Annotated in this window: 16 protein-coding genes; 6 read left to right on the plus strand and 10 right to left on the minus strand. The window is 62.1% G+C overall.

Features of this window, described 5'->3' with window-relative positions:
* Positions 1 to 40 precede the first annotated feature (40 nt).
* From gcvH to sucB, 5 genes are all read right to left on the minus strand, one after another.
* Positions 41 to 433 carry a glycine cleavage system protein GcvH gene (gcvH, locus tag HMPREF2822_RS00860; protein ID WP_070519773.1) on the minus strand — a complete coding sequence of 131 codons (393 nt, stop codon included), beginning with the start codon at positions 431 to 433 and terminating at the stop codon, positions 41 to 43.
* Positions 434 to 475: 42 nt separating this feature from the next.
* On the minus strand, positions 476 to 1,588 hold the full coding sequence (gene gcvT / locus HMPREF2822_RS00865; protein ID WP_070519776.1) for a glycine cleavage system aminomethyltransferase GcvT: 1,113 nt from the start codon (positions 1,586 to 1,588) through the stop codon (positions 476 to 478).
* 3 nt (positions 1,589 to 1,591) lie between these two features.
* Entirely contained in the window at positions 1,592 to 4,471 is a 2,880-nt protein-coding gene (gene gcvP, locus HMPREF2822_RS00870) for an aminomethyl-transferring glycine dehydrogenase (RefSeq protein WP_070519778.1), read from the minus strand.
* 72 nt (positions 4,472 to 4,543) lie between these two features.
* Positions 4,544 to 5,698, minus strand: coding sequence for an MFS transporter (locus HMPREF2822_RS00875; protein WP_070519780.1), 1,155 nt, complete (start codon positions 5,696 to 5,698; stop codon positions 4,544 to 4,546).
* Between the two features lie 254 nt (positions 5,699 to 5,952).
* The gene (sucB, locus tag HMPREF2822_RS00880) at positions 5,953 to 8,010 is read right to left on the minus strand and encodes a 2-oxoglutarate dehydrogenase, E2 component, dihydrolipoamide succinyltransferase (protein ID WP_083306786.1); all 2,058 of its coding nucleotides are present in this window, start codon (positions 8,008 to 8,010) and stop codon (positions 5,953 to 5,955) included.
* Positions 8,011 to 8,158: 148 nt separating this feature from the next.
* On the opposite strand from sucB, the gene HMPREF2822_RS00885 reads away from it, so the two are divergent.
* Entirely contained in the window at positions 8,159 to 8,557 is a 399-nt protein-coding gene (locus HMPREF2822_RS00885) for an oxidoreductase (RefSeq protein WP_070519782.1), read from the plus strand.
* Here the strand turns inward: HMPREF2822_RS00885 and HMPREF2822_RS00890 are convergent.
* Positions 8,554 to 9,096, minus strand: coding sequence for an isochorismatase family protein (locus HMPREF2822_RS00890; protein ID WP_070519785.1), 543 nt, complete (start codon positions 9,094 to 9,096; stop codon positions 8,554 to 8,556). The genes HMPREF2822_RS00885 and HMPREF2822_RS00890 overlap by 4 nt on opposite strands.
* Before the next feature lie 28 nt (positions 9,097 to 9,124).
* Here HMPREF2822_RS00890 and HMPREF2822_RS00895 point away from each other — a divergent pair, with 28 nt between their 5' ends.
* Entirely contained in the window at positions 9,125 to 10,399 is a 1,275-nt protein-coding gene (locus HMPREF2822_RS00895; RefSeq protein WP_070519787.1) for a glutaminase, read from the plus strand.
* Between the two features lie 52 nt (positions 10,400 to 10,451).
* Here the strand turns inward: HMPREF2822_RS00895 and HMPREF2822_RS00900 are convergent, their stop codons facing one another.
* On the minus strand, positions 10,452 to 11,951 hold the full coding sequence (locus tag HMPREF2822_RS00900; protein WP_070519789.1) for a leucyl aminopeptidase: 1,500 nt from the start codon (positions 11,949 to 11,951) through the stop codon (positions 10,452 to 10,454).
* Between the two features lie 155 nt (positions 11,952 to 12,106).
* Here HMPREF2822_RS00900 and HMPREF2822_RS00905 point away from each other — a divergent pair, with 155 nt between their 5' ends.
* Positions 12,107 to 13,210, plus strand: coding sequence for a branched-chain amino acid aminotransferase (locus HMPREF2822_RS00905; protein WP_070519791.1), 1,104 nt, complete (start codon positions 12,107 to 12,109; stop codon positions 13,208 to 13,210).
* Positions 13,211 to 13,219: 9 nt separating this feature from the next.
* On the opposite strand, the gene HMPREF2822_RS00910 is transcribed toward HMPREF2822_RS00905, so the two are convergent.
* Both HMPREF2822_RS00910 and HMPREF2822_RS00915 read right to left on the minus strand, forming a co-directional pair.
* Positions 13,220 to 14,134: a nicotinate-nucleotide--dimethylbenzimidazole phosphoribosyltransferase gene (locus tag HMPREF2822_RS00910; protein ID WP_070519793.1), complete on the minus strand. Its 915-nt coding sequence runs from the start codon at positions 14,132 to 14,134 to the stop codon at positions 13,220 to 13,222.
* 12 nt (positions 14,135 to 14,146) lie between these two features.
* Entirely contained in the window at positions 14,147 to 14,839 is a 693-nt protein-coding gene (locus tag HMPREF2822_RS00915; protein ID WP_070519796.1) for a DUF3043 domain-containing protein, read from the minus strand.
* 179 nt (positions 14,840 to 15,018) lie between these two features.
* Between HMPREF2822_RS00915 and HMPREF2822_RS00920 the strand changes: the two genes are divergently transcribed.
* Positions 15,019 to 15,363, plus strand: coding sequence for a HesB/IscA family protein (locus tag HMPREF2822_RS00920; protein WP_070512402.1), 345 nt, complete (start codon positions 15,019 to 15,021; stop codon positions 15,361 to 15,363).
* An 83-nt stretch (positions 15,364 to 15,446) separates the two neighbouring features.
* Here HMPREF2822_RS00920 and asnB read toward each other — a convergent pair whose 3' ends face one another.
* On the minus strand, positions 15,447 to 17,369 hold the full coding sequence (asnB, locus tag HMPREF2822_RS00925; protein WP_070519798.1) for an asparagine synthase (glutamine-hydrolyzing): 1,923 nt from the start codon (positions 17,367 to 17,369) through the stop codon (positions 15,447 to 15,449).
* A gap of 354 nt (positions 17,370 to 17,723) precedes the next feature.
* Between asnB and HMPREF2822_RS00930 the strand changes: the two genes are divergently transcribed.
* A complete protein-coding gene (locus tag HMPREF2822_RS00930; protein ID WP_070519800.1) occupies positions 17,724 to 18,803 on the plus strand; it encodes an aa3-type cytochrome oxidase subunit II in 1,080 nt (359 codons plus the stop codon).
* A gap of 19 nt (positions 18,804 to 18,822) precedes the next feature.
* Positions 18,823 to 19,254, plus strand: a complete 432-nt coding sequence (locus tag HMPREF2822_RS00935) for an aa3-type cytochrome oxidase subunit IV (RefSeq protein WP_070519802.1) — start codon at positions 18,823 to 18,825, stop codon at positions 19,252 to 19,254.
* The last annotated feature ends 342 nt before the right edge of the window (positions 19,255 to 19,596 follow it).

Genomic DNA, 19,596 nt, shown 5'->3' on the forward strand with positions numbered 1-19,596 from the left:
AGCCAGACAGGGGCTGAATGCGCGCTGTTCAAGCGCAGATTTAGGCCACGCCGTTGGCGGAGGCGTACTCCTCAGCGGTCATCAGCTCGCCGGCTTCGGTGACCTCGACCTCGAAGAGCCAGCCCTCACCGAAGGGATCGTTGTTGATGACGGCGTAGTCATCGTGCACGGCCTCGTTGACGGTGGTCACGGTGCCAGTCACCGGGGAGTACAGATCGGAGACGGACTTGGTGGACTCCACCTCGCCACAGGTCTCGCCGTGCTCGACGGTATCGCCCACGGCCGGCAGCTCGGCGAAGACGACCTCCCCCAGGCGGTCGGTGGCCACGGAGGTGATGCCGACGCGGACGGTGGAACCGACGACGGAATTAGCAGCTGCGTTAATCCACTCGTGGTCCTCGGAGTAAGAAAAATCGGAAGGAAGATTAGCCATGAGAAGGGATGTCCTTTCGGTAGATGGATTCAGTAGTGGAGTTTACTTCTCGCGCTTGTAGAAGGGCAGCGCGGACACTTCGAAGGGGTAGCGCTTGCCGCGGATGTCGATCTCCACGGCGTCGCCAGCCTCCAAGCCTGCGGCGGTATCGATGAGCGCGAGCGCGACAGGGTGGCCCAGGGTGGGGGAGGGCTGGCCGGAGGTTACCGTGCCCACCTTGTTCTCACCAACGAAGACCTCCGCTCCGGCGCGGGCGGCGCGGCGCTGCGAGGAAACCAGGCCGGTAATAACGGCCTGCGGGCCTTCTTCGGCGCGCTGGCGCAGCACCTTTGCGCCCACGAAGTCCTGCTCCTTCTTGGCAAAGGCGCGGGACATACCGGCCTCGACCGGAGTGATGTCGCGGGTGAGCTCGTTGCCGTAGAGCGGCATGCCTGCCTCCAAGCGCAGCGAGTCGCGCGCAGCCAGGCCGCAAGGCTTAATACCGTATTCTTCGCCGGCCTTGAGCAGCTCTTCCCACAGCTCCGGGGCATCGGAGTTGTAGACGATGAGCTCGAAGCCGTCCTCGCCGGTGTAGCCGGTACGGCAGATGAAAGCGTACTTGCGCGCCACCTTGCCGGTCATTGCGGCGTAGTAGGGCAGGTCCATCACGGCCTGCTGCTTGGTGTCCTCCACCAGCGGGACGAGAATCTCCAGCGCCTTCGGGCCCTGGACAGCAATCATGGCCACATCGCGGGACTCGTTCTTCAGGTCCACGTCGAAGCCCTCGGCGCGCTCGTTGAGAGCCTCCCACACGGTATCGGCGTTGCCAGCATTCGGCACGACGAGGAACTTGGTCTCCTCCAAGCGGTAGGTGATGAGGTCATCCATGATGCCGCCATCCTCGGCGCAGATCATGGAGTACTTTGCCTTGCCCACCTTGAGGGGAACCAGGTTGGAGATGAAGCAGTAGGACAGGAACTCGGCGGCGTCCGGGCCGTTGACCCAGATTTCACCCATGTGGGACAGGTCGAAGAGGCCGGCGGCTCCGCGCACCGCGCGGTGCTCCTCAAGCTCGTTGTCATATTTCAGCGGCATCTCCCACGGCCCGAAGGGCGTGAAAGTGGCGCCGAGCTTCTCGTGCTCAGCGTGCAGCGGGGAGTGCAGGTAGTCAGTCATTGATTAAACCTCCTGGTTCTCGTCGGAGTAGTCAAAAGCCTCTGGCGGCGGGCAGGTGCACACCAGGTTGCGGTCACCATAAGCCTCGTCGATGCGGCGCACCGGCGGGAAGTACTTGTTGGCGCGCAGCGAGGTCACCGGGTAGGCGGCCTGCTGGCGGGTGAAGGCGAAGTCCCACTCGTCGGCCGCGACGGATTCGGCGTTGAACGGAGCATGGTGGATGACGGAGTCCTCGTAGGCAACCTGGCCGTCGATGATCTCCTGGATTTCGGCGCGGATGGAGCGCATGGCTTCGATAAAGCGGTCCAGCTCACCCAGGTCCTCGGACTCGGTGGGCTCCACCATGAGGGTGCCGGCCACCGGGAAGGAGAGGGTCGGCGCGTGGAAGCCGTAGTCCACGAGGCGCTTGGCCACGTCAGCGGCGGTGACGCCGGAGGCGTCGGTCAGCTCGCGCAGGTCAAAGATGCACTCGTGAGCCACGAGGCCGGCATTGCCCGTGTAGAGCACAGGGAAGGAATCCTTCAGGCTCTGTGCCAGGTAGTTTGCGCCGAGGATGGCGTGGCTCGTGGCCTCCGTGAGTCCTTGGGCGCCAATCATGGCCAGGTAGGACCAGGAAATTGGCAGCACGCCGGCGGAACCGTAGCGCGATGCGGTGGACGGCACGCCGGTGGTCTCCGCAGTCGGTTGCGAGGGATCCAGTTTGGAGTCGTTGGCATCGGCCGGCAGGAAGGGCACCAAGTGCTTGGCGACGCCCACCGGGCCCACACCCGGGCCACCGCCGCCGTGCGGGATGGTGAAGGTCTTGTGCAGGTTCAGGTGGGACACATCGCCGCCGAAGGCACCCGGACGGGCCCAACCGGCTAGCGCGTTCATGTTGGCGCCGTCGATGTAGACCTGGCCGCCGGCCGCGTGGACCTTGTCGCAGACCTCGCGCACCTCGGGGTCGAAGACGCCGTGGGTGGAGGGGTAGGTAATCATGATGCCGGCGATGTGCTCGCCATGCTGCTCAATCTTGGCGTCGAGGTCGGCGAGGTCAATCGAGCCATCGTCGGCGGTCTTGACCACGACGACGCGCAGGTTGGCCAAGGTGGCTGAGGCCGCATTGGTGCCGTGCGCGGAGGCCGGGATGAGGATGACATCGCGGCCGTGATCGCCGTTGGCCACGTGGTAGCGGCGAATGGCCAGAAGGCCGGCCAGCTCGCCCTGGGAGCCGGCGTTGGGCTGGATGGAGACCTGGGCGTAGCCGGTAATCTCGGCGAGCCAGGACTCGAGTTCGTCGATGAGCGCGCGCCAGCCCGCGGTGGTCTCCTCCGGGGCATACGGGTGGATGCCGGCGAATTCCGGCCAGGAGATGGGCTCCATCGCGGCGGTGGGGTTGAGCTTCATCGTGCACGAGCCCAGAGGGATCATCGTGCGGTCCAGGGCCAAGTCCTTATCCGCCAAGGTGCGCAGGTAGCGCAGCATCTGGGTCTCGGAGTGGATGGAGTTGAAGATCTCGTGCCGCAGCGGGGCCTCGGCGCGCTGGACGGAGGACGGAATCTCGAAGGAGGCGGCGGTCGCCGCCTCGGAGTCAGCGGATGATTCGGAAGAAGCCTCGGCGCCGAAGGCGCCGGCGAGGATGTTGACATCCTTGTTGGTCGCGGATTCGCCGAAGGAGACCGAGATTTTGTCCGTGCCGATGGCGCGCACCAGGTAGCCCTGCTCCTGAAGCTGGGTCTTGATGGCCGCGGCATCCACGCCGGTGACGGTCACGGTGTCGAAGAAGTCGCGGGAGACAATGTCCTTGCCTGCGTCGGTGACGGCCGCAGCGAAAGCAGAAGCGCGGTCGTGGACGCGTTGCGCGATGGCCTTGAGGCCCTCAGGTCCGTGGTACACCGCGTACATGGAGGCCACGTTGGCCAGAAGTGCTTGGGCGGTGCAGATGTTGGAGGTCGCGCGCTCGCGGCGGATGTGCTGCTCACGAGTCTGCAGTGCGAGGCGGTAGGCGGGGCGGCCGGCGGCGTCCTTCGACACACCCACGATGCGGCCCGGCAGCTGGCGCTTGAGCTTGTCCGTAACAGACATGAAGGCCGCGTGCGGGCCGCCGAAGAAGAGCGGCACGCCGAAGCGCTGCGAGGAGCCGAGGACCACGTCCGCGCCCATCTCACCGGGGGCTTCCAAGAGAAGCAGCGACAGGGGGTCAGCCACGACGGCGGCAAGAGCGCCGCGGGTGTGGAGCTCTTCGATGGCGGCACGGGGGTCGACGATATCGCCCTCGGTTCCGGTGTAGGCCAGAACGGCGCCGACGAGGTCTTCGCCGACGATGCCATCGCGGACATCAGCAATCTCGACCTCGAGCTCGATGGCTCGGGCGCGCTCGGCAGCGACGGCGAGAACCTGCGGGTGCAGGCGGGAATCGAGCAGCACGCGGCGGCCCTTCTTCACCGCGCGGGCCATGAGGCCGACGGCTTCGGCGGTGGCGGAGGCTTCGTCGAGAAGCGAGGCGTTCGCGATGGGAAGACCGGTCAGGGACTCAATCATGGTCTGGAAATTGAGCAGGGCTTCGAGGCGGCCCTGGGAAATCTCCGGCTGGTAGGGCGTGTATGCGGTGTACCAGCCGGCATCCTCCAGCAGCCCACGGCGGATGACCGCCGGGGTGAGGGTATCGGAATAACCCTGGCCGTAGAAGGACTTCAGCACGACGTTCTGGGAGGCGTACTCGCGGAGCTTCGCCTGCGCGTCATCTTCGCTCAAAGCCTCCGGGAGGTTCAGCGCCTCGGTGGCGCGGATGGAGGTGGGCAGGGCGGCATCGACGAGTGCCTCCACGCTGTCGTAGCCCACTGCCTTGAGCATCGTCTCACGCTCGGCCGCATCGGGGCCGAGGTGGCGAGAGATGAAATCCATGTGTTTTATCTCCTTTGTGGCGTTAGATTGTGTGACCTAAACTGCCCCAAGTATAAGGCGTAGGCCATGACATTAGCCCCGGTTACCCCTGACATGGAGGCGCAGCGCTACGGCGGTCGCTACCGCGACGGTGAGGCCGATGACGAAGGCCGTGGAATAGCCAACGGCAGGGCCCAAAAGTGACAGGATGAAAGGCGCAAAGAAACCCAGATAGGTCAGTGAATAAAACACCCCCGTCGCTGCGCCGAGCTCCTCTGCGTCGGCGATGGCTTGGGTCTCCGCGAGTCCGCTGAGCATGCCGATTCCATAGGAGCTGCCCATGATGATGGCCGCGATAGGCAGGAGAAAAACTGCCCAACCATGATGAGCCGCAGCGAGGACGGCGAGGCACAGTGCCATTCCTACTGCGGCCAGCGCCATGCCGTGGAACGAGGTCACGCGGATGCGGCCAGCCAGTTGCTGGATAACCACGCCGCTGCCCATGGTGAGAAGCGCGCACAGGCCGGCGACAAGAACTGGGTGGTGTAGGTGCTCGCTGAGCTGCGCGGGCAGGAATACGAAGGCGGTGGTGGCGGAGCCGAAGACCCATGGTGCGTAGGCCACCACCGGTAAGTAGTGGAGAGTAATCAGGCTGGTCGGGACAAATGAACGGCGCCTCGAAGCTGACTGTGTAGATCTCGGTTCCGGCACCGTCCACACGAGTGGAACCACGATGAGTGCTAGGCCGATATGCAAAAGATAAGGCACAACGGTGGGCCAGGGGAGGAACTCGGCGGCGATACCAGCCACGCCGGGCGCCGATGCGAAACCGGCGGACAGGGCTATGGAGGAACGCTTGGCTCCAACGCTCAGATGTGTGCTGAGCTCCTTGATCCAGGCCGCGCCGGAAGACATGGCGAGGCCCACGGCGGCACCGGCGCACAGGCGGCCGATCAACAAGGGGAGGAAGGCGCCGCCTGCGCCTGTGAGGAAAACGAGGGAACCGGCGGTGGTGGTGAGGACAGCTGGGCGCATGATGGCGCGGCGCCCTAGCGAATCCGAAAGCGGACCACCGATGAATAGAGCGACCATGATGCCGAGGGCGTAGATGCCAAAAAGGAAGGTTGTTTGCAGAACCCCGAGGGAGGTGGTGGTTTGGTAGACCACGACCATGGGGGCGAAGAGATTAGCGCCGCAGGCGACGAGGAACATACCGAGTGCGACGCGAAACCACTTCTGAGAAACCATGCGGCTCAGTCTAGTGTGCTGAGTCACAGGTGTCGGGTCTTGGTGACAAGACGGTTGAAGAAAACGCGACTAACTGACAAAGTTGGCGCCGATCTCTGAAAACCGGGCAATAGTTTTGTCAGATAGGGCAGTTGTGGCGCCACTGAGCGATGTCACCGAGCTGTGTTTGCGGGGTGGAGGAAAGCAGGGCGAAAACGACGAAGCTCCCCCGGCCGCAGTGGCGGGGGAGCAAGCCTAGGGCTTAGCTCTAAGGCTTAGAGGTCAAGGTCGGCTTCGAAGTCCGCGGTTTCGAGGCGGTCCTTGATGGTCGTGATGAAGCGACCAGCGTCGGCACCGTCGACCACCTGGTGGTCGTAGGTGAACGGCAGGTAGCACATCTGGCGGATAGCGATGGCGTCCTGGCCGTCCTCGGTGACGACAACCGCGCGCTTGGTAATAGCGGCGGTGCCCAGGATGCCGGCCTGCGGCGGAACCAGAATCGGGGTATCCAGCAGGGCGCCCTCGGAGCCGATGTTGGTCACGGTGAAGGTTGCGCCGGTCAGATCGTTCGGCTTGAGCTTGTTGTTGCGTGCCTTGTCAGCCAGCTCAGCGATCTTCTGAGCGATCTCCGGCAGCGTCAGCTCCTGAGCCTTGTGGATGACCGGGGTCAGCAGGCCCTTCGGGGTGTCCACGGCGATGGCCACGTTGACGTCAGCGTGGTAGGTCATCTCCTTGGTCTCCGGGTTGTAGGAAGCGTTGACGTTCGGGTGGGACACCAGTGCCTCAACGGTTGCCTTCACGATGAACGGCAGGAAGGAGAGGTTGGCCTCGTACTTGTCAATGAACGCCTGCTTGGACTGCTTGCGCATATCCCAGATGGCGGTCATATCGACTTCCTGGACGTGGGTCAGCTGAGCGGAGATTTGGAGGGCCTCAACCATCTTGGACGCCGTGATCTCGCGGATACGGTTGACCTTCTTGGTGGTGCCGATGAGCTCCTGCTTCTCCGGATCCACGGACTTGGTGGACCAGCGAGAACGCGGGCTGCTGGAAGCTGCCTTAGCGGAGGAAGCCGGTGCCTCACCCTCGCCGGCAGCGGCCAGCACGTCCTGCTTGCGGATGCGGCCGCCAACACCGGTGCCAGAGACGGTGGAGAGATCCACGCCGTGCTTCTCAGCCAGCTTGCGTACCAGCGGGGTGACGTACGGGACGTTGTCACCGTTGTTGACCTTCGTGGAGGTCTCGGATGCCTTGGGTTCGGAAGAAGCAGCCGACTTGTCCTCGGACTTCTCCTCGGTCTTGGTTTCTGCCTTGGGCTCTTCCTTCTTTTCTTCTGCCTTCGGCTCTGGCTTTTCTTCCTTGGCGGCAGGCTTCTCGGAGGCTGCGGCGGAGCCGTCGCCGATGCGGGCGATGACGGCGCCGACGTCGACGGTGTCGTCTTCCTCGGCGAGGATTTCAACGAGGGTGCCGGCGACTGGGGATGGGATTTCGGTGTCGACCTTGTCGGTGGAGACCTCGAGGAGTGGTTCGTCGACCTCGACGGTGTCGCCGACGGACTTCAGCCACTGGGTGATGGTGCCCTCGGTGACGGACTCACCGAGCTCCGGCATCTCGACATCGGTAGCGTCGCCGGAGGCGGCAGGCTTGTCCTCGGTCTTAGCCTCTGCCTTGGGCTCTTCCTTCTTTTCTTCTGCCTTCGGCTCTGGCTTTTCTTCCTTGGCGGCAGGCTTCTCGGAGGCTGCGGCGGAGCCGTCGCCGATGCGGGCGATGACGGCGCCGACGTCGACGGTGTCGTCTTCCTCGGCGAGGATTTCAACGAGGGTGCCGGCGACTGGGGATGGGATTTCGGTGTCGACCTTGTCGGTGGAGACCTCGAGGAGTGGTTCGTCGACCTCGACGGTGTCGCCGACGGACTTCAGCCACTGGGTGATGGTGCCCTCGGTGACGGACTCACCGAGCTCCGGCATCTCAACGTCGGTGGCATCACCAGAAGCAGCAGGGGCCTCGGACTCAGCGTCTTCAGCAGGCTTGTCCGGAGTCTCCTCGGCCTTCTCGGAGGAAGCCTCCGACTCCTCAGCAGCCGGTGCGGACTCGCCCTCGTCACCGATGATGGCGATGACCTCGCCCACGTCTACGGTGTCATCTTCCTCTGCCTTGATTTCGAGGATGGTGCCGGCGACCGGGGACGGGATTTCGGTGTCGACCTTGTCGGTGGAGACCTCGAGCAAAGGCTCGTCGACCTCAACGGTGTCGCCGACGGACTTCAGCCACTGGGTAATCGTGCCTTCGGTTACAGATTCGCCCAGTTCGGGCATCACAACAGAGTGTGCCATAAGTATTAAGACTCCTCGAAAGTTGGAATTATTGAAACGCTAGTGTTCGATTCTACAGCGTGTTTATAAAAGGCGCGCACGGGTGGGGTGAATTAGGGCATCCTCCGCACGAAGGGGATGAAGGATGCCTCCGGTAGGCTAAAGAGCCATGTTCAACCCCTTCCGCCGCAACAGCTCTAAGTCCCAGCTGCGCCCGCCCCGCGCACCGGGGGAGACGATTCGCGCAGAAGACGCCCGGGAGCTTCAAACCTGGGCACAGGGACGCGCATATATCGAGGCCTTCGTTGAGCCGGAAACCGTGGTCAACGAGATGTCCGTGGTCGTAGTTGATGAGAACGGCGCCTTCATCCGCCGCCGTATCGGCGGGCCGAAAGGGATCGATGCGGTAGCCAAGCTGCTTCGATGCGATGTCTATGACGTCGAGGAGACCGGCTATCCGCAGCGCATGCGCGAGCGCATTGAACGCGAGCGCATCCTGCGCAAGAGGGAAGAGCAACGTGAACGCCGCGAGCGCTTTGAGCAGCGCCAGCAGCAGAATAAGGACTAGTCCTTCACGATGGTTGCGCCCGCATCCGCGAGCTCGGCAAGTGCGGCGGCGCCACGGGACTCATCGACAGGTGCGCAGTAGCGTGCCAGAACGCGGACGGCGAAGCCTTCCTTAACTGCGTCGAGCGCCGTGGCCCGCACGCAGTGATCGGTGGCGATGCCAACGATGTCCACGGCGGTGATGTTGTGCTTGCGCAACCAGTCTGCCAATGACACACCATCGGCCGCGCCTTCGAACCCGGAATAAGCAGCGGTGTATTCGCCTTTGCGGAAGTAGGCTTGGGCGGCGCCGATGGATTCGTGCATGGCGGCGCCAAAGGAATCGGCAACGCAGTGCACTGGCCAGGAATCGACGAAGTCGGGCGATTCGGAGAAGTGGTTGCCTGGATCGATGTGCCAGTCCTGGGTAGCTACGACGGTGTCATAGCTGGGCTGAAGGGCACCGATACGGTCAGCCACCTCGTTGCCTTTTTCAGTGGCAAGTGCGCCGCCAGGGCAGAAGTCATGTTGGACGTCAACGATAATGAGTGCAGGCTTCATACGCGGTAATTCTATAGGCTAGACGCCGATGAAATCACCGATTCCTTTTTATCTACAAAAAATCCTCGACCGCGTTCACGACCACGATTCCGGCGAGGTCGCGGACTATATCCCAGAGTTGGCCAGCGCAAACCCTGAGCAACTCGGCGTAGCCCTGTGCTCTGTGACAGGGCACCTGTACAGCGCGGGCGACGTGGAGAACCGCTTTACCATCCAGTCCATCTCAAAGCCCTTCGTCTACGCGCTCGCTTTGAGTGAGTTGGGCTTAGATGCGGTGCGTGATGTCGTCGGCCTCGAGCCCTCTGGGCAGGCTTTCAACGAGCTTTCCCTAGCCAAAGACCACCGTCCGGTAAACCCGATGATCAACGCCGGTGCCATTGTGGTCAATCAGCTCATCAACGGTGTGGATTCCTCCGTGGAGGACCGCGTGGAAAAGATACGTAGCTTCGTCTCGCAGCTGGCGGGGCGCGAGGTGGACGTCGATAAGCGCCTGTGTGACTCCGAGCTCGAGCACGCCGAACGAAACCTTTCGCTCGCGCACATGCTGCGTTCTTATGAGATCATTCAGGACGATGCCCACGACGCGGTACTGTCCTATACCTCGCAGTGCGCGCTGTCGGTCGACGTGCGCGACCTCGCCGTCATGACCGCGACTTTGGCCAATGGTGGGCGCCAGCCGGTGACAGGGGAGAAGATTCTGGACGCCGACGTGTGCCGCATGACCTTGGCAGTGATGAGTTCGTGTGGCATGTATGACGGCGCGGGGCGTTGGATGGCGGAAGTGGGAATCCCCGCTAAGTCGGGTGTGGCTGGCGGGCTCATTGGTACGCTGCCGGGGCAGATTGGTGTGGCGACGTTCTCGCCGCGCCTCGACGAGCAGGGAAATAGCGTGCGTGGCACCGCGATTTTCCGTGAGCTCTCCTCGGACATGGGCCTGCACCTGATGTCCACGGAGAACCGCTTCGGCGTGCACCCGGTGCGCAGCGTCGACGAGGATGAAGGGACCGCGATTATCCGACTGCAGGGCCACATCAATTTCACCGCTACGGAAGCCATCCTCCACGAGCTGGAGGAGCGCCAATTCTCTGGCAAGCGCCTAGCGCTGGACTTCTCGCAGGTTTCCGGCCTGCACACGGTGGGCCGACGCATGCTCAAGGAAGGCCTGCGCCGGCTGCGCGAGGGCGGCAACGAGGTGGCGCTTGTCGACGATAACGGGGTCGTCACCGACCGCGCCATGTCCGACGGCACCGTCCTCCCGCTGGCGGACAAGGAGGACTACGTCATCGCCGGCGAAGAGGTGTGAGCGGCCTGAAGCCGCTCACACGAGGGGCCGAATTGAAGCCGCCCACACGAGATTAGGACTCGGAGATCTCGCGCAGCGTTGCCACCACGGTGCGCACCGGTACGCCGGTGGCGCGCTTCGGGGTGTAGCCGCGCGGAGCGGAACCGTTCCAGGAGGGGCCGGCGATATCGATGTGTGCCCACTCGATGCCTTCGCCTACGAACTGCTTTAGGTAGGTGCCGGCGAACTCCATGCCGCCCTCGCGCTTGGCGTTGATGTTGCGGATGTCCGCGGCCTGGGACTTAATCTCCTCGTCGTGCTCCTCCAGCAGCGGCATCGCCCACGCGTTTTCGCCCACCTCGCGGCCGATTTCGGCGATGCGATCGCGGAAGACCTCGGAGCCCATAACGCCCGCGGTGCGAGAGCCCAGCGCCACGATCTGTGCGCCCGTAAGAGTAGCGGTCTCGATGAGGTAGTCGGGCTTGTCCTCGCTGGCGCGCGCAATGGCGTCGGAAAGCACGAGGCGGCCCTCGGCGTCGGTGTTGAGCACCTCTGAGGTCAGGCCACCGTAGTGGGTAATGACATCGCCCGGGCGGGTGGCGCCAGAGCCCGGCATGTTCTCAGCCAGCGGCAGGGTAGCGGTGATCTGGACCGGCAGCTTTAACTTGGCAGCCGCGATAATGGTGGCAGCCATGGCAGCCGAGCCACCCATGTCCGAGATCATGTCCCACATACCGTTGCCCGGCTTCAAAGAAATACCGCCGGTATCGAAGGTGATGCCCTTGCCCACAAGAGCCACGTGCTTCTTGGCCTTCTTGGGCTTCCAGCTCAGGCGCACCAGGCGCGGCGGGCGGGCCGAGCCCTTACCCACAGCCAAGATGCCACCGAAGCCCTGCTTTGCCAGCTGCTTTTCATCGAGCACCTCGACGTCAAGCCCGGCTTCCTTGGCCTGGCTGGAAATGATGGCGGCGTAGGACTCCGGGTAGAGCTCGTTCGCCGGGGTATTCACCAAGTCGCGGGTGAGCAAGACAGACTCAGCCACGGTGCGAGCGGCCTCGAATTCCTCGGAGGCGGACTTATCAGCCACAACGACGAAGGTTGCCGGCTGTTCCTTTTCCGTGAGCTCGGTGGAGCGGATGCCGCGGTAGGCGTAGCCGCCAAGGATGAGGCCTTCGACGGCGGCGCTCACACCGAAGTCCGCGAGGGTGGTCACGATGGTGCCCACGCCCGCGGTGGCGCGAGCGGCGCTGCCCGCGGCGCGGCGCAGCGCTTCATCGTCGAGTTCCTCGACGCCGCCCAAACCCAGCGCGATGACCTGTGCGGCGCCCGCCTTCTGCGGTGCGGGGACCTTCACGATTTCCCCAGCCTTGCCCGTCGCCCCCACTGCGGTGAGGGCCTCATACGTCGAGCGCAGCGCCGAGGAGCCGAGCAGGGAGGTACCCGGCACCTCGAGCCCATCCTCGCCAGCAAAGGTTGCGATCAACAGGGCGTCCGCCTGCTTGGGGGCCTTCTTGGCCAGCTCAACGGTGGGGAAAGAGCCGCGTGCGGGCAATTCGAACGTGGTAGAAGCCACGGTGTCCTCCTTGAGAAAAGTGACAATGGGATACTCCTCACACCCTACCCGTGTCCATGATGTGGAACGCGTCAGGGGCGATGCGCTCAAGAGGTGACTACGCCGCTAGGGCATTTCTGCATATCTATAGGTGTTGGGGGAGTACGCTATGAAACATGTTGAATTACACCGTGACGCGAACTGAAAACCCCACCTCCCCGGAGCGCCTGCAGGAGATTTTGGCTAACCCGGGCTTTGGCAAATACTTCACCGATCATATGGTGACGATTGACTGGACCGAGGACAAGGGATGGCATGACGCGCAGGTGCGCCCCTACGCGCCGTTCAGTATGGATCCGGCGTCCACTGTCTTCCACTATGGCCAGGCTATCTTCGAGGGCATCAAGGCCTACCGCCAGCCCGATGGCAGCATCGCCACCTTCCGCCCGGAGCAGAACGCGCAGCGTCTGCAGGCTTCCGCGGAGCGCATGGCCATGCCGCAGCTTCCGGAAGAAGAGTTCATTGAGTCCCTGCGCCAGCTTGTCGACGTCGACCAGGCCTGGGTCCCCGAAGCCGGTGGCGAAGCAGCTCTGTACTTCCGCCCCTTCATGATCGCTACCGATGTGTCCCTGGGCGTGCACCCGGCGCACTCCTACCGCTATGTTGTCATCGCCTCCCCGGCCGGCGCGTACTTCTCCGGTGGTATCAAGCCGGTGTCCGTCTGGCTGTCCACCGACTTTGTTCGCGCTGCCCCCGGCGGCACGGGTGCGGCCAAGTTTGCCGGCAACTACGCGGCCTCCCTGCTCGCTCAGGCGCAGGCAGCGGAGAAGGGCTGCGACCAGGTGGTGTGGTTGGATGCTATCGACCGCACCTACATCGAGGAGATGGGCGGCATGAACCTGGCCTTCGTCTACGGCGAAGAGGGCAACCAGACTCTGGTAACTCCGGCGTTGTCGGGCTCGCTGCTTCCGGGCATTACCCGCAAGTCCCTGCTGCAGGTGGCCGAAGATATGGGCTTGAAGGTCGAAGAGCGTCGCATCACCTACAAGGAGTGGGAGCAAGACGTTGCTTCCGGTGCGATGGTGGAGGCCTTTGCCTGCGGTACCGCTGCCGTCATTACCCCGGTGGGCCACGTCATGGGCACCGATACTGACTTCCACATCAACAACGATGAGGCAGGGGCCACGACGATGGCTTTGCGTGAGCGCCTCACCGGCATCCAGCGCGGGTCCGTTGAGGATACCCACGGCTGGCTGCACACGCTGGTTGAAGCGAAATAAGTGGGTTGCCTAGGCGAGCTCGGCGGCCAGCTGCACCAGCGGCAAGGCCGCGAGCGCGCCGAGGGGGAAACCTTCACTCAGGTTTAAATCAAGCAGTGGGGTTAGTCCCAGCTCTTTGAGAGCAAGGGCATAAGCCGGTTCGGGGGTGGTCGTCCCTGCGCGCAGCCAGCCCTTCACGCCGGGCGCGGTGCGCTCGGCCAAGACGGCGGCGGTGGCGGCCAGTGGACCGTCGATAAGCACCGGCGTCCGCCGCGCCGTGGCTTGCGCGATGAAACCCACCAGCGCCGCGAGGCTCGGGGAACCGATGGTCTGCACGACCTCCCAGCCCTCCAGGTTGCGGGCGCGGAACATGGAGTCGCGCACGACGCTCACGCGGGCTTTCCACATTGCATCCGTGATGCCGCTGGCCAGAGTATTCGTCCCCACAATCGCCACCGGTTCGGTATGGGTAATCCGGCCCATGACACTGGCGGCGACGGTGTTTGCGCCGATACCACAATCAGACGTGATGAGCAGATCTGTGCCCGAATCGATCTCTCGGTCAGCCGTAGCCATACCGAGTTCGATGTGTGATTCGCACTCTGCCGGGGACATAGCGGCGGAGGAGTCGCCAGGCTCAGCGCTGGTGGACTCTGTGCTGCATTCGACGAAGTCGATGCCCGCTCCTGCACGCTCCGCGGCGCTGAAGAGATTATCGCGCCACCGATCTGCATCGTTGGGGGAGTGCTCTGTGGCCCCTGTACCGTCGACGGTGCGTTCAACGTTGGCATCAGTGCCCTCAAAGACGATGGCTCGGGGGCGCTGAAGGGGCTTCGCCTGCGGGGAATCCTGCGCTGCCGCCAACCACGCGGCAATTTCTGCTACGCGGTTTGGGTGAGCTGCGGTTGAAGGGCGCAGCTGGGGAACGGCGGTGAATTCAGGCATGTGTCCTCCGGATTAGACGGTGGCTCCGCGCTCCACCTGCGGGCGCGGGGTGCGCCACTTACGCGGCTGGGAGGCGCGGGAGTACGCGTAGAAGCCTAGGCCAAAACCGGCCTCGGTGGTGCCGGGGAACTTGAGGCGTACGGCGTTATTGCACTTGCGCGCGAGCCAGAAACCCTCGACAGCGAAGACAACGATGACCGCCATGGCGCCGATAGAAATGATCTGGGATAGGCGCGGATCCCGGCTGCCGACGAACATGAGCACCAGCAGCACGATCATAAAGGGCATGACCCATTCGTTGATGAAGCGGCGGGAATCTACCCAATCACGTACGTACCGGCGAACCTCGCCCTTATCGCGGGCGAGCAAGTAGCGCTCGTCACCGGCGGCCATGCGTTCCTGTGCCACCTTGTTGCGCTCGCGGGACTCTTGACGCTCCTTGCGCTTGTATTCCTTCCATTCCGCCTTAGACATGGAAGCCTTGAGTTCCTTGCGGTGCTGGTAGCGCTGCGCGTCCGACATCCCCCGGGGATCACGCTTGACGCCGCGGGCGATTTCCTGCGCATCACGCTTGGGCGTGGGGCGGCCCTTCGGCGGCGTGTAGCCCTTGCGGTGCGGTTTCTCGGCGGCGGGTTGCTCTTCCGGCGCCGGGGTCTGCTCGGCGGGGGAAGAAGTCTTGTCATCTTTTTGCCACGGAAGTTTCACGCTGTTTAGCGTACAAGGTCTAGCAGACATAGCGGGAATAGGCCCGCGGGAGAGAGCGTTGTGGTGAGGGAACAGGACACCAGTGAACCACTAGTGAACTGTGAGGCATCCTTTCTTCCTCACCTGTGAGGGGGTAGGGTGGGCTCCAGAAAAATTCCGCATATATAAGAGGAGAAATCATGACCGCTCCCGCATCTGCAACCGGAGTTATCCTGACCGAGGCCGCTGCCGCCAAGGCAAAGTCCCTGCTTGAGCAGGAAGGCCGCGACGATCTGTCACTGCGCATTGCTGTCCAGCCAGGTGGCTGCGCGGGTCTGCGCTACCAGCTCTACTTCGATGACCGCACCCTGGATGGTGACAAGGTGGACACCATTGGCGGCGTCAACCTCGTCGTGGACAAGATGTCCATCCCTTATCTCACCGGTGCCAAGATTGATTTCTCGGACACCATTGAGGCCCAGGGCTTTACCATCGACAACCCCAACGCCGGCGGCTCCTGCGCTTGCGGTGACTCCTTCAATTAAATTCAAGTAAAGCCACGTTGACAAAACGATAGAGCCCTCGTCCGCAGTGTGCGGCGAGGGCTTCGTCAGTTTTGTTGTTTGGACTAGAGCTTCACGGGGTAGTCGCGCTGCTCGATCTTCGGGTCGATGCGGTCTTCCACGAAGATGCCGTGCCAGATCATGAAGGACAGAACCGTCCACAGGCGGCGCGAGTGATCGGATACTCCGTCGCGGTGTTCCTTGAGCATCTCCAGTACTTCCTTCTTGTTGAAGATGTCCTCGGTCTGGGACTCCGTGATCTGATCTTGGGCCCAACCGTAGAGTTCATCGCCGGCCAGCCAGTGGCGCAAGGGAACTGGGAAGCCAAGCTTCTTGCGGTGCAGCACGTGCGGCGGGACGATCTGCTCCATGGCCTTGCGCAGCGCGTACTTGGTGGTGCCGTGCGAAATCTTGAGGTCATAGGGGATGGTCTCCGCGACCTTAAACACTTCCTTGTCAAGGAAGGGCACGCGTAGCTCGAGCGAGTTGGCCATGTTCATCTTGTCGGCCTTGACCAGGATATCGCCGCGCATCCACGTAAACAGGTCGAGGTGCTGCATGCGGGCTACGGGGTCGAAGTCCTGAGACTGCGCATAAATCGGCGCGGTCACCTCGCGGTGGTCCCATTCCTGTTTAGCCCAGGGCAGGACGCGCTGGAGCTGCTCGAAGTTGAAGGAACGAGCATTTCCGTAGTAGCGCTCCTCCATGGTCATGGAACCGCGGTTGAGCAGGGACTTGCCCTTCATTCCTTCGGGGAGCACCTGTGAGAGCTTGCCCAAGCCGCGGCGCAGTGGGGAAGGAATTTTCTCAAACGGAGCCAGCGAGAGCGGTTCCTTGTAAATGGTGTAGCCACCGAAGAGCTCGTCTGCGCCTTCGCCGGAAAGTACCACCTTGACGTGTTTGCGGGCCTCCTGGGCAACGAAGTACAGCGGCACGAGGGAAGGATCGGCAACGGGATTGTCCAGGTACCACATGATCTTCGGGACGGCGTCGGCGTACTCCTCGGGGGAGACAATTTTGACGATGTGCTCCACACCGATTGCCTCGGCAGACTCGGCGGCGACATCCACCTCGGAATAGCCTTCCCGCTCGAAGCCAGTAGTGAAGGTGAGCAGGTTCGGATTGTGGCGCTTGGCCAAGGCCGCAATGGCAGTGGAGTCAATGCCGCCGGACAGGAAGGAACCTACGGTTACATCGGCACGCATGTGCTTCTCGACGCTATCCTCCAACGCCCGTGCAATCTTGTCGAAGAGCTTTTGCTCTTCGCCCTGCTTAACGGGCTGAATAGGGAAGCGAGGCTTGAAGTAGCGCTCAGACACGACCTTTTCGCCGGGACGAAGAGTAACGGTGCAACCCGACTCGACGCGGCGAATATTGGCGTGGAGGGATTCCGGTTCCGGCACGTACTGCAGGTCGGTGTAGTGCTCGATGGCGCGCTTATCAAGGCTGAGATCTAGACCTAGCGAATTGGCCATCGAGAGGATGCACTTCATCTCGGAGGCGAAAACCGTGCCGGCAGCCGTGGTGGCGTAATAGAGGGGCTTGATGCCGAACTGGTCTCGAGCGGCAAACATCGTGCGCGTTTCGGTGTCCCAGATGACGAAACCAAACATGCCGCGTAGGTGCTCTACTACGTCCTTGCCCCAGTGGTGGTAGCCGACGACGATGGGCTCACCATCGCCCTCGGTGTTAAAGGTGTAGCCGGCGGCGATGAGCTCTTCGCGCAGTTCGACGTAGTTGTAAATTTCGCCGTTGAAGGTGAGAGCGTAGCGCTGTGGGTTGTCTTCGGGGCCCCAACGCAGCGGCTGGTGGGAGTGCTCGAGGTCGATGATGGACAGGCGGTTAAAGCCAAAAGCCGCATCATCGTCATGCCAAGTACCAGCAGCGTCGGGGCCGCGATGGCGCATGCACTGGAGGGACTGCTCGAGTGCCTCCACGTGTTGGGCGGCGTTGCGATCGGCGCTGAGCAGCGCGCAGAGTCCGCACATAAACTTGCTTCTCCTTATATATCAAGGTCTATCCTCGACACACTTTACGGCTGGAGTTGGGCGATCTGCGAACCCCGCGCCGCGTTCCCCGTTAGGGTGCGAACTTTCGGATGATGTACAGCAGTATGCCTTGTGAATTGAGTCATAGGCGGAAGGGGGAGGGTGGGGTAGCTGGTGTGACCTTGCGCAGGTGGGCCGGTAACATCCCGTACGTTCACTATTTATAGAGCGGAACTAACACCTGATCAGTCCAGCGAAAAGGTCTGAAATTCAGGCGTGATCCTCTATCCTGATTGGGTAGGAATGCTCTGTGAGTATTCGAGAAGTTTGTGTGCACAGAAAGGCAGAACACACGTGGGACAGCGTAAGCAACGCAACCTCGGCCGTAAGGCAGGCTTGGCGGGCGTTATCGCTCTGGGCGGTCTAGCTCTGGCAGGTTGTGACGTCGCAGCGCCGACGGCCGTTGAAAATCTCCTAGGTATGGGTTGGCCAAAGGGTGTTACCCCTGAGGCTCACTCGATGTACAACTTCTGGATCTGGGTCTGGGTTGCTGCATGGATTATCGGCTTTATTATGTGGGGTCTCTTCCTCACTGCCATCTTCCGTTGGAGCGCGAAGAAGGCCGAGAAGGCTGGCAAGGGCGAGTTCCCGAAGCAGCTGCAGTACAACGTGCCGCTGGAGATGGCATTGACCATCATTCCGATCCTTATCATTATGGGCCTGTTCTTCTTCACCGTTCAGGCACAGCAGAAGGTTACGGCCTTGGATAAGAACCCTGAGGTCACCGTTGACGTGACTGCCTTCCAGTGGAACTGGAAGTTTGGTTACGCCGAGAATAAGGTTGATGGCGAGAATTACAATGGCGCCGATACTGAGCGCCAGAAGCTCGCTGAGGAATCTGCTGTGGATCCAGAGGGTACTGCGAACCCCAACCCGATTCACGGTAAGTCCATGGGCGACATTTCCTACCTCAACTTCAACAAGATTGAGACCGTCGGTACCACCGAAGAGGTTCCGGTTCTGGTTCTCCCGGTAGACACTCCGATTGAGTTCCGTCTTGCCTCCGGCGACGTTTCCCACGCATTCTGGGTTCCGGAGTTCCTGTTTAAGCGCGATGCCTACGCACACCCGGAGAAGAACTCCCAGGAGCGTCGCTTCCAGGTTGAGAAGATTGAGGAAAAGGGTGCCTTCGTCGGCCGCTGTGCTGAGATGTGCGGTACCTACCACTCCATGATGAACTTCGAGATCCGCACCGTTGACCGCGCGGACTTCAACGAGTACCTCAAGTTCCGCGAGGAGAATCCGCAGGCAACCAACGCCGAGGCCCTTGAGCACATTGGTGAAGAGCCTTACGCAGTTACCACCACTCCGTTCAACTCGCTGCGCGATACTCGCGATGCCGACAACTTCGTTGACACCTCGTCTGCGGCATAAGAAAAGGAACTGATACACAATGCGTGCAACATCGAAGGTCTTTTACTCAATTGCGACCTACCTCTTCGTGTCGCTCATCGTCTACATCATTGGTGTTAACTACGTCAAGGATGATGGCTACCTGTACGGCGCCGAGTGGGTCGGTATCGTTGGCATGCTCCTTGCCATGCTTCTCTGTATCATGCTGGGCGGCTACCTCCACTTCACCGATAACCGCGTTGACGTCACTCCGGAAGATTGGGAGGAAGCGGAGACTGAAGACGGAGCCGGTATTCTCGGCTTCTTCTCTCCGAGCTCCATTTGGCCGCTGTGCATGACCGGCTCCATCGCGGTGCTGGGTCTTGGCATCATCTTCCTCTACTTCTGGATGATCATCCTGGGTGCTGTCTTGCTCGTGACGTCCGTTACCGGCCTGTCCCTGCAGTACGGTCTTCCGAAGGAAAAGCACTAAGGCTTAGCCACTCCTGCCGCGCGACTTAGCGCCACGACTTCTCACGCCCCTGCCACACAACGTGGCGGGGGCCTTGTCGATCTTCAAGGCGTCGCGAAGCGTTGCAAAAAGTTCCCGGAGGCCCCAAAAAAATTTGTGTAGCCCGGCAGACTGGGGAAGGGCTTGGGGTACCAGGATGGCTGGGAGCAGGTCGGCCGTAGGAATTCCAGCACGTTAACGTGCGTTTTTACGGGGGTCATCCGAAAGTTGCAGTCCTGCACTTACGCGGCCGAGCGGGGGTGTGATTTATCTCATTAGGGCACGTCATGGGGAAGTAGCTCTGGCGGACGGGCTCCGGGTAGT

Origin of the sequence: Corynebacterium sp. HMSC062E11 (assembly GCF_001811845.1) — a bacterium.
Taxonomy (GTDB): Bacteria; Actinomycetota; Actinomycetes; order Mycobacteriales; family Mycobacteriaceae; genus Corynebacterium; species Corynebacterium hesseae.

Bases quoted from the DNA above. Each gene is read 5' to 3' on its own strand.
- HMPREF2822_RS00935 (WP_070519802.1), top strand. From the start codon at position 18,823: ATGCGTGCAACATCGAAGGTCTTTTACTCAATTGCGACCTACCTCTTC.
- sucB (WP_083306786.1), bottom strand. From the start codon at position 8,010: ATGGCACACTCTGTTGTGATGCCCGAACTGGGCGAATCTGTAACCGAA.
- HMPREF2822_RS00885 (WP_070519782.1), top strand. From the start codon at position 8,159: ATGTTCAACCCCTTCCGCCGCAACAGCTCTAAGTCCCAGCTGCGCCCG.
- gcvH (WP_070519773.1), bottom strand. From the start codon at position 433: ATGGCTAATCTTCCTTCCGATTTTTCTTACTCCGAGGACCACGAGTGG.
- gcvP (WP_070519778.1), bottom strand. From the start codon at position 4,471: ATGGATTTCATCTCTCGCCACCTCGGCCCCGATGCGGCCGAGCGTGAG.
- HMPREF2822_RS00895 (WP_070519787.1), top strand. From the start codon at position 9,125: ATGAAATCACCGATTCCTTTTTATCTACAAAAAATCCTCGACCGCGTT.
- HMPREF2822_RS00920 (WP_070512402.1), top strand. From the start codon at position 15,019: ATGACCGCTCCCGCATCTGCAACCGGAGTTATCCTGACCGAGGCCGCT.
- HMPREF2822_RS00905 (WP_070519791.1), top strand. From the start codon at position 12,107: ATGTTGAATTACACCGTGACGCGAACTGAAAACCCCACCTCCCCGGAG.
- HMPREF2822_RS00890 (WP_070519785.1), bottom strand. From the start codon at position 9,096: ATGAAGCCTGCACTCATTATCGTTGACGTCCAACATGACTTCTGCCCT.
- gcvT (WP_070519776.1), bottom strand. From the start codon at position 1,588: ATGACTGACTACCTGCACTCCCCGCTGCACGCTGAGCACGAGAAGCTC.
- HMPREF2822_RS00910 (WP_070519793.1), bottom strand. From the start codon at position 14,134: ATGCCTGAATTCACCGCCGTTCCCCAGCTGCGCCCTTCAACCGCAGCT.
- asnB (WP_070519798.1), bottom strand. From the start codon at position 17,369: ATGTGCGGACTCTGCGCGCTGCTCAGCGCCGATCGCAACGCCGCCCAA.
- HMPREF2822_RS00875 (WP_070519780.1), bottom strand. From the start codon at position 5,698: ATGGTTTCTCAGAAGTGGTTTCGCGTCGCACTCGGTATGTTCCTCGTC.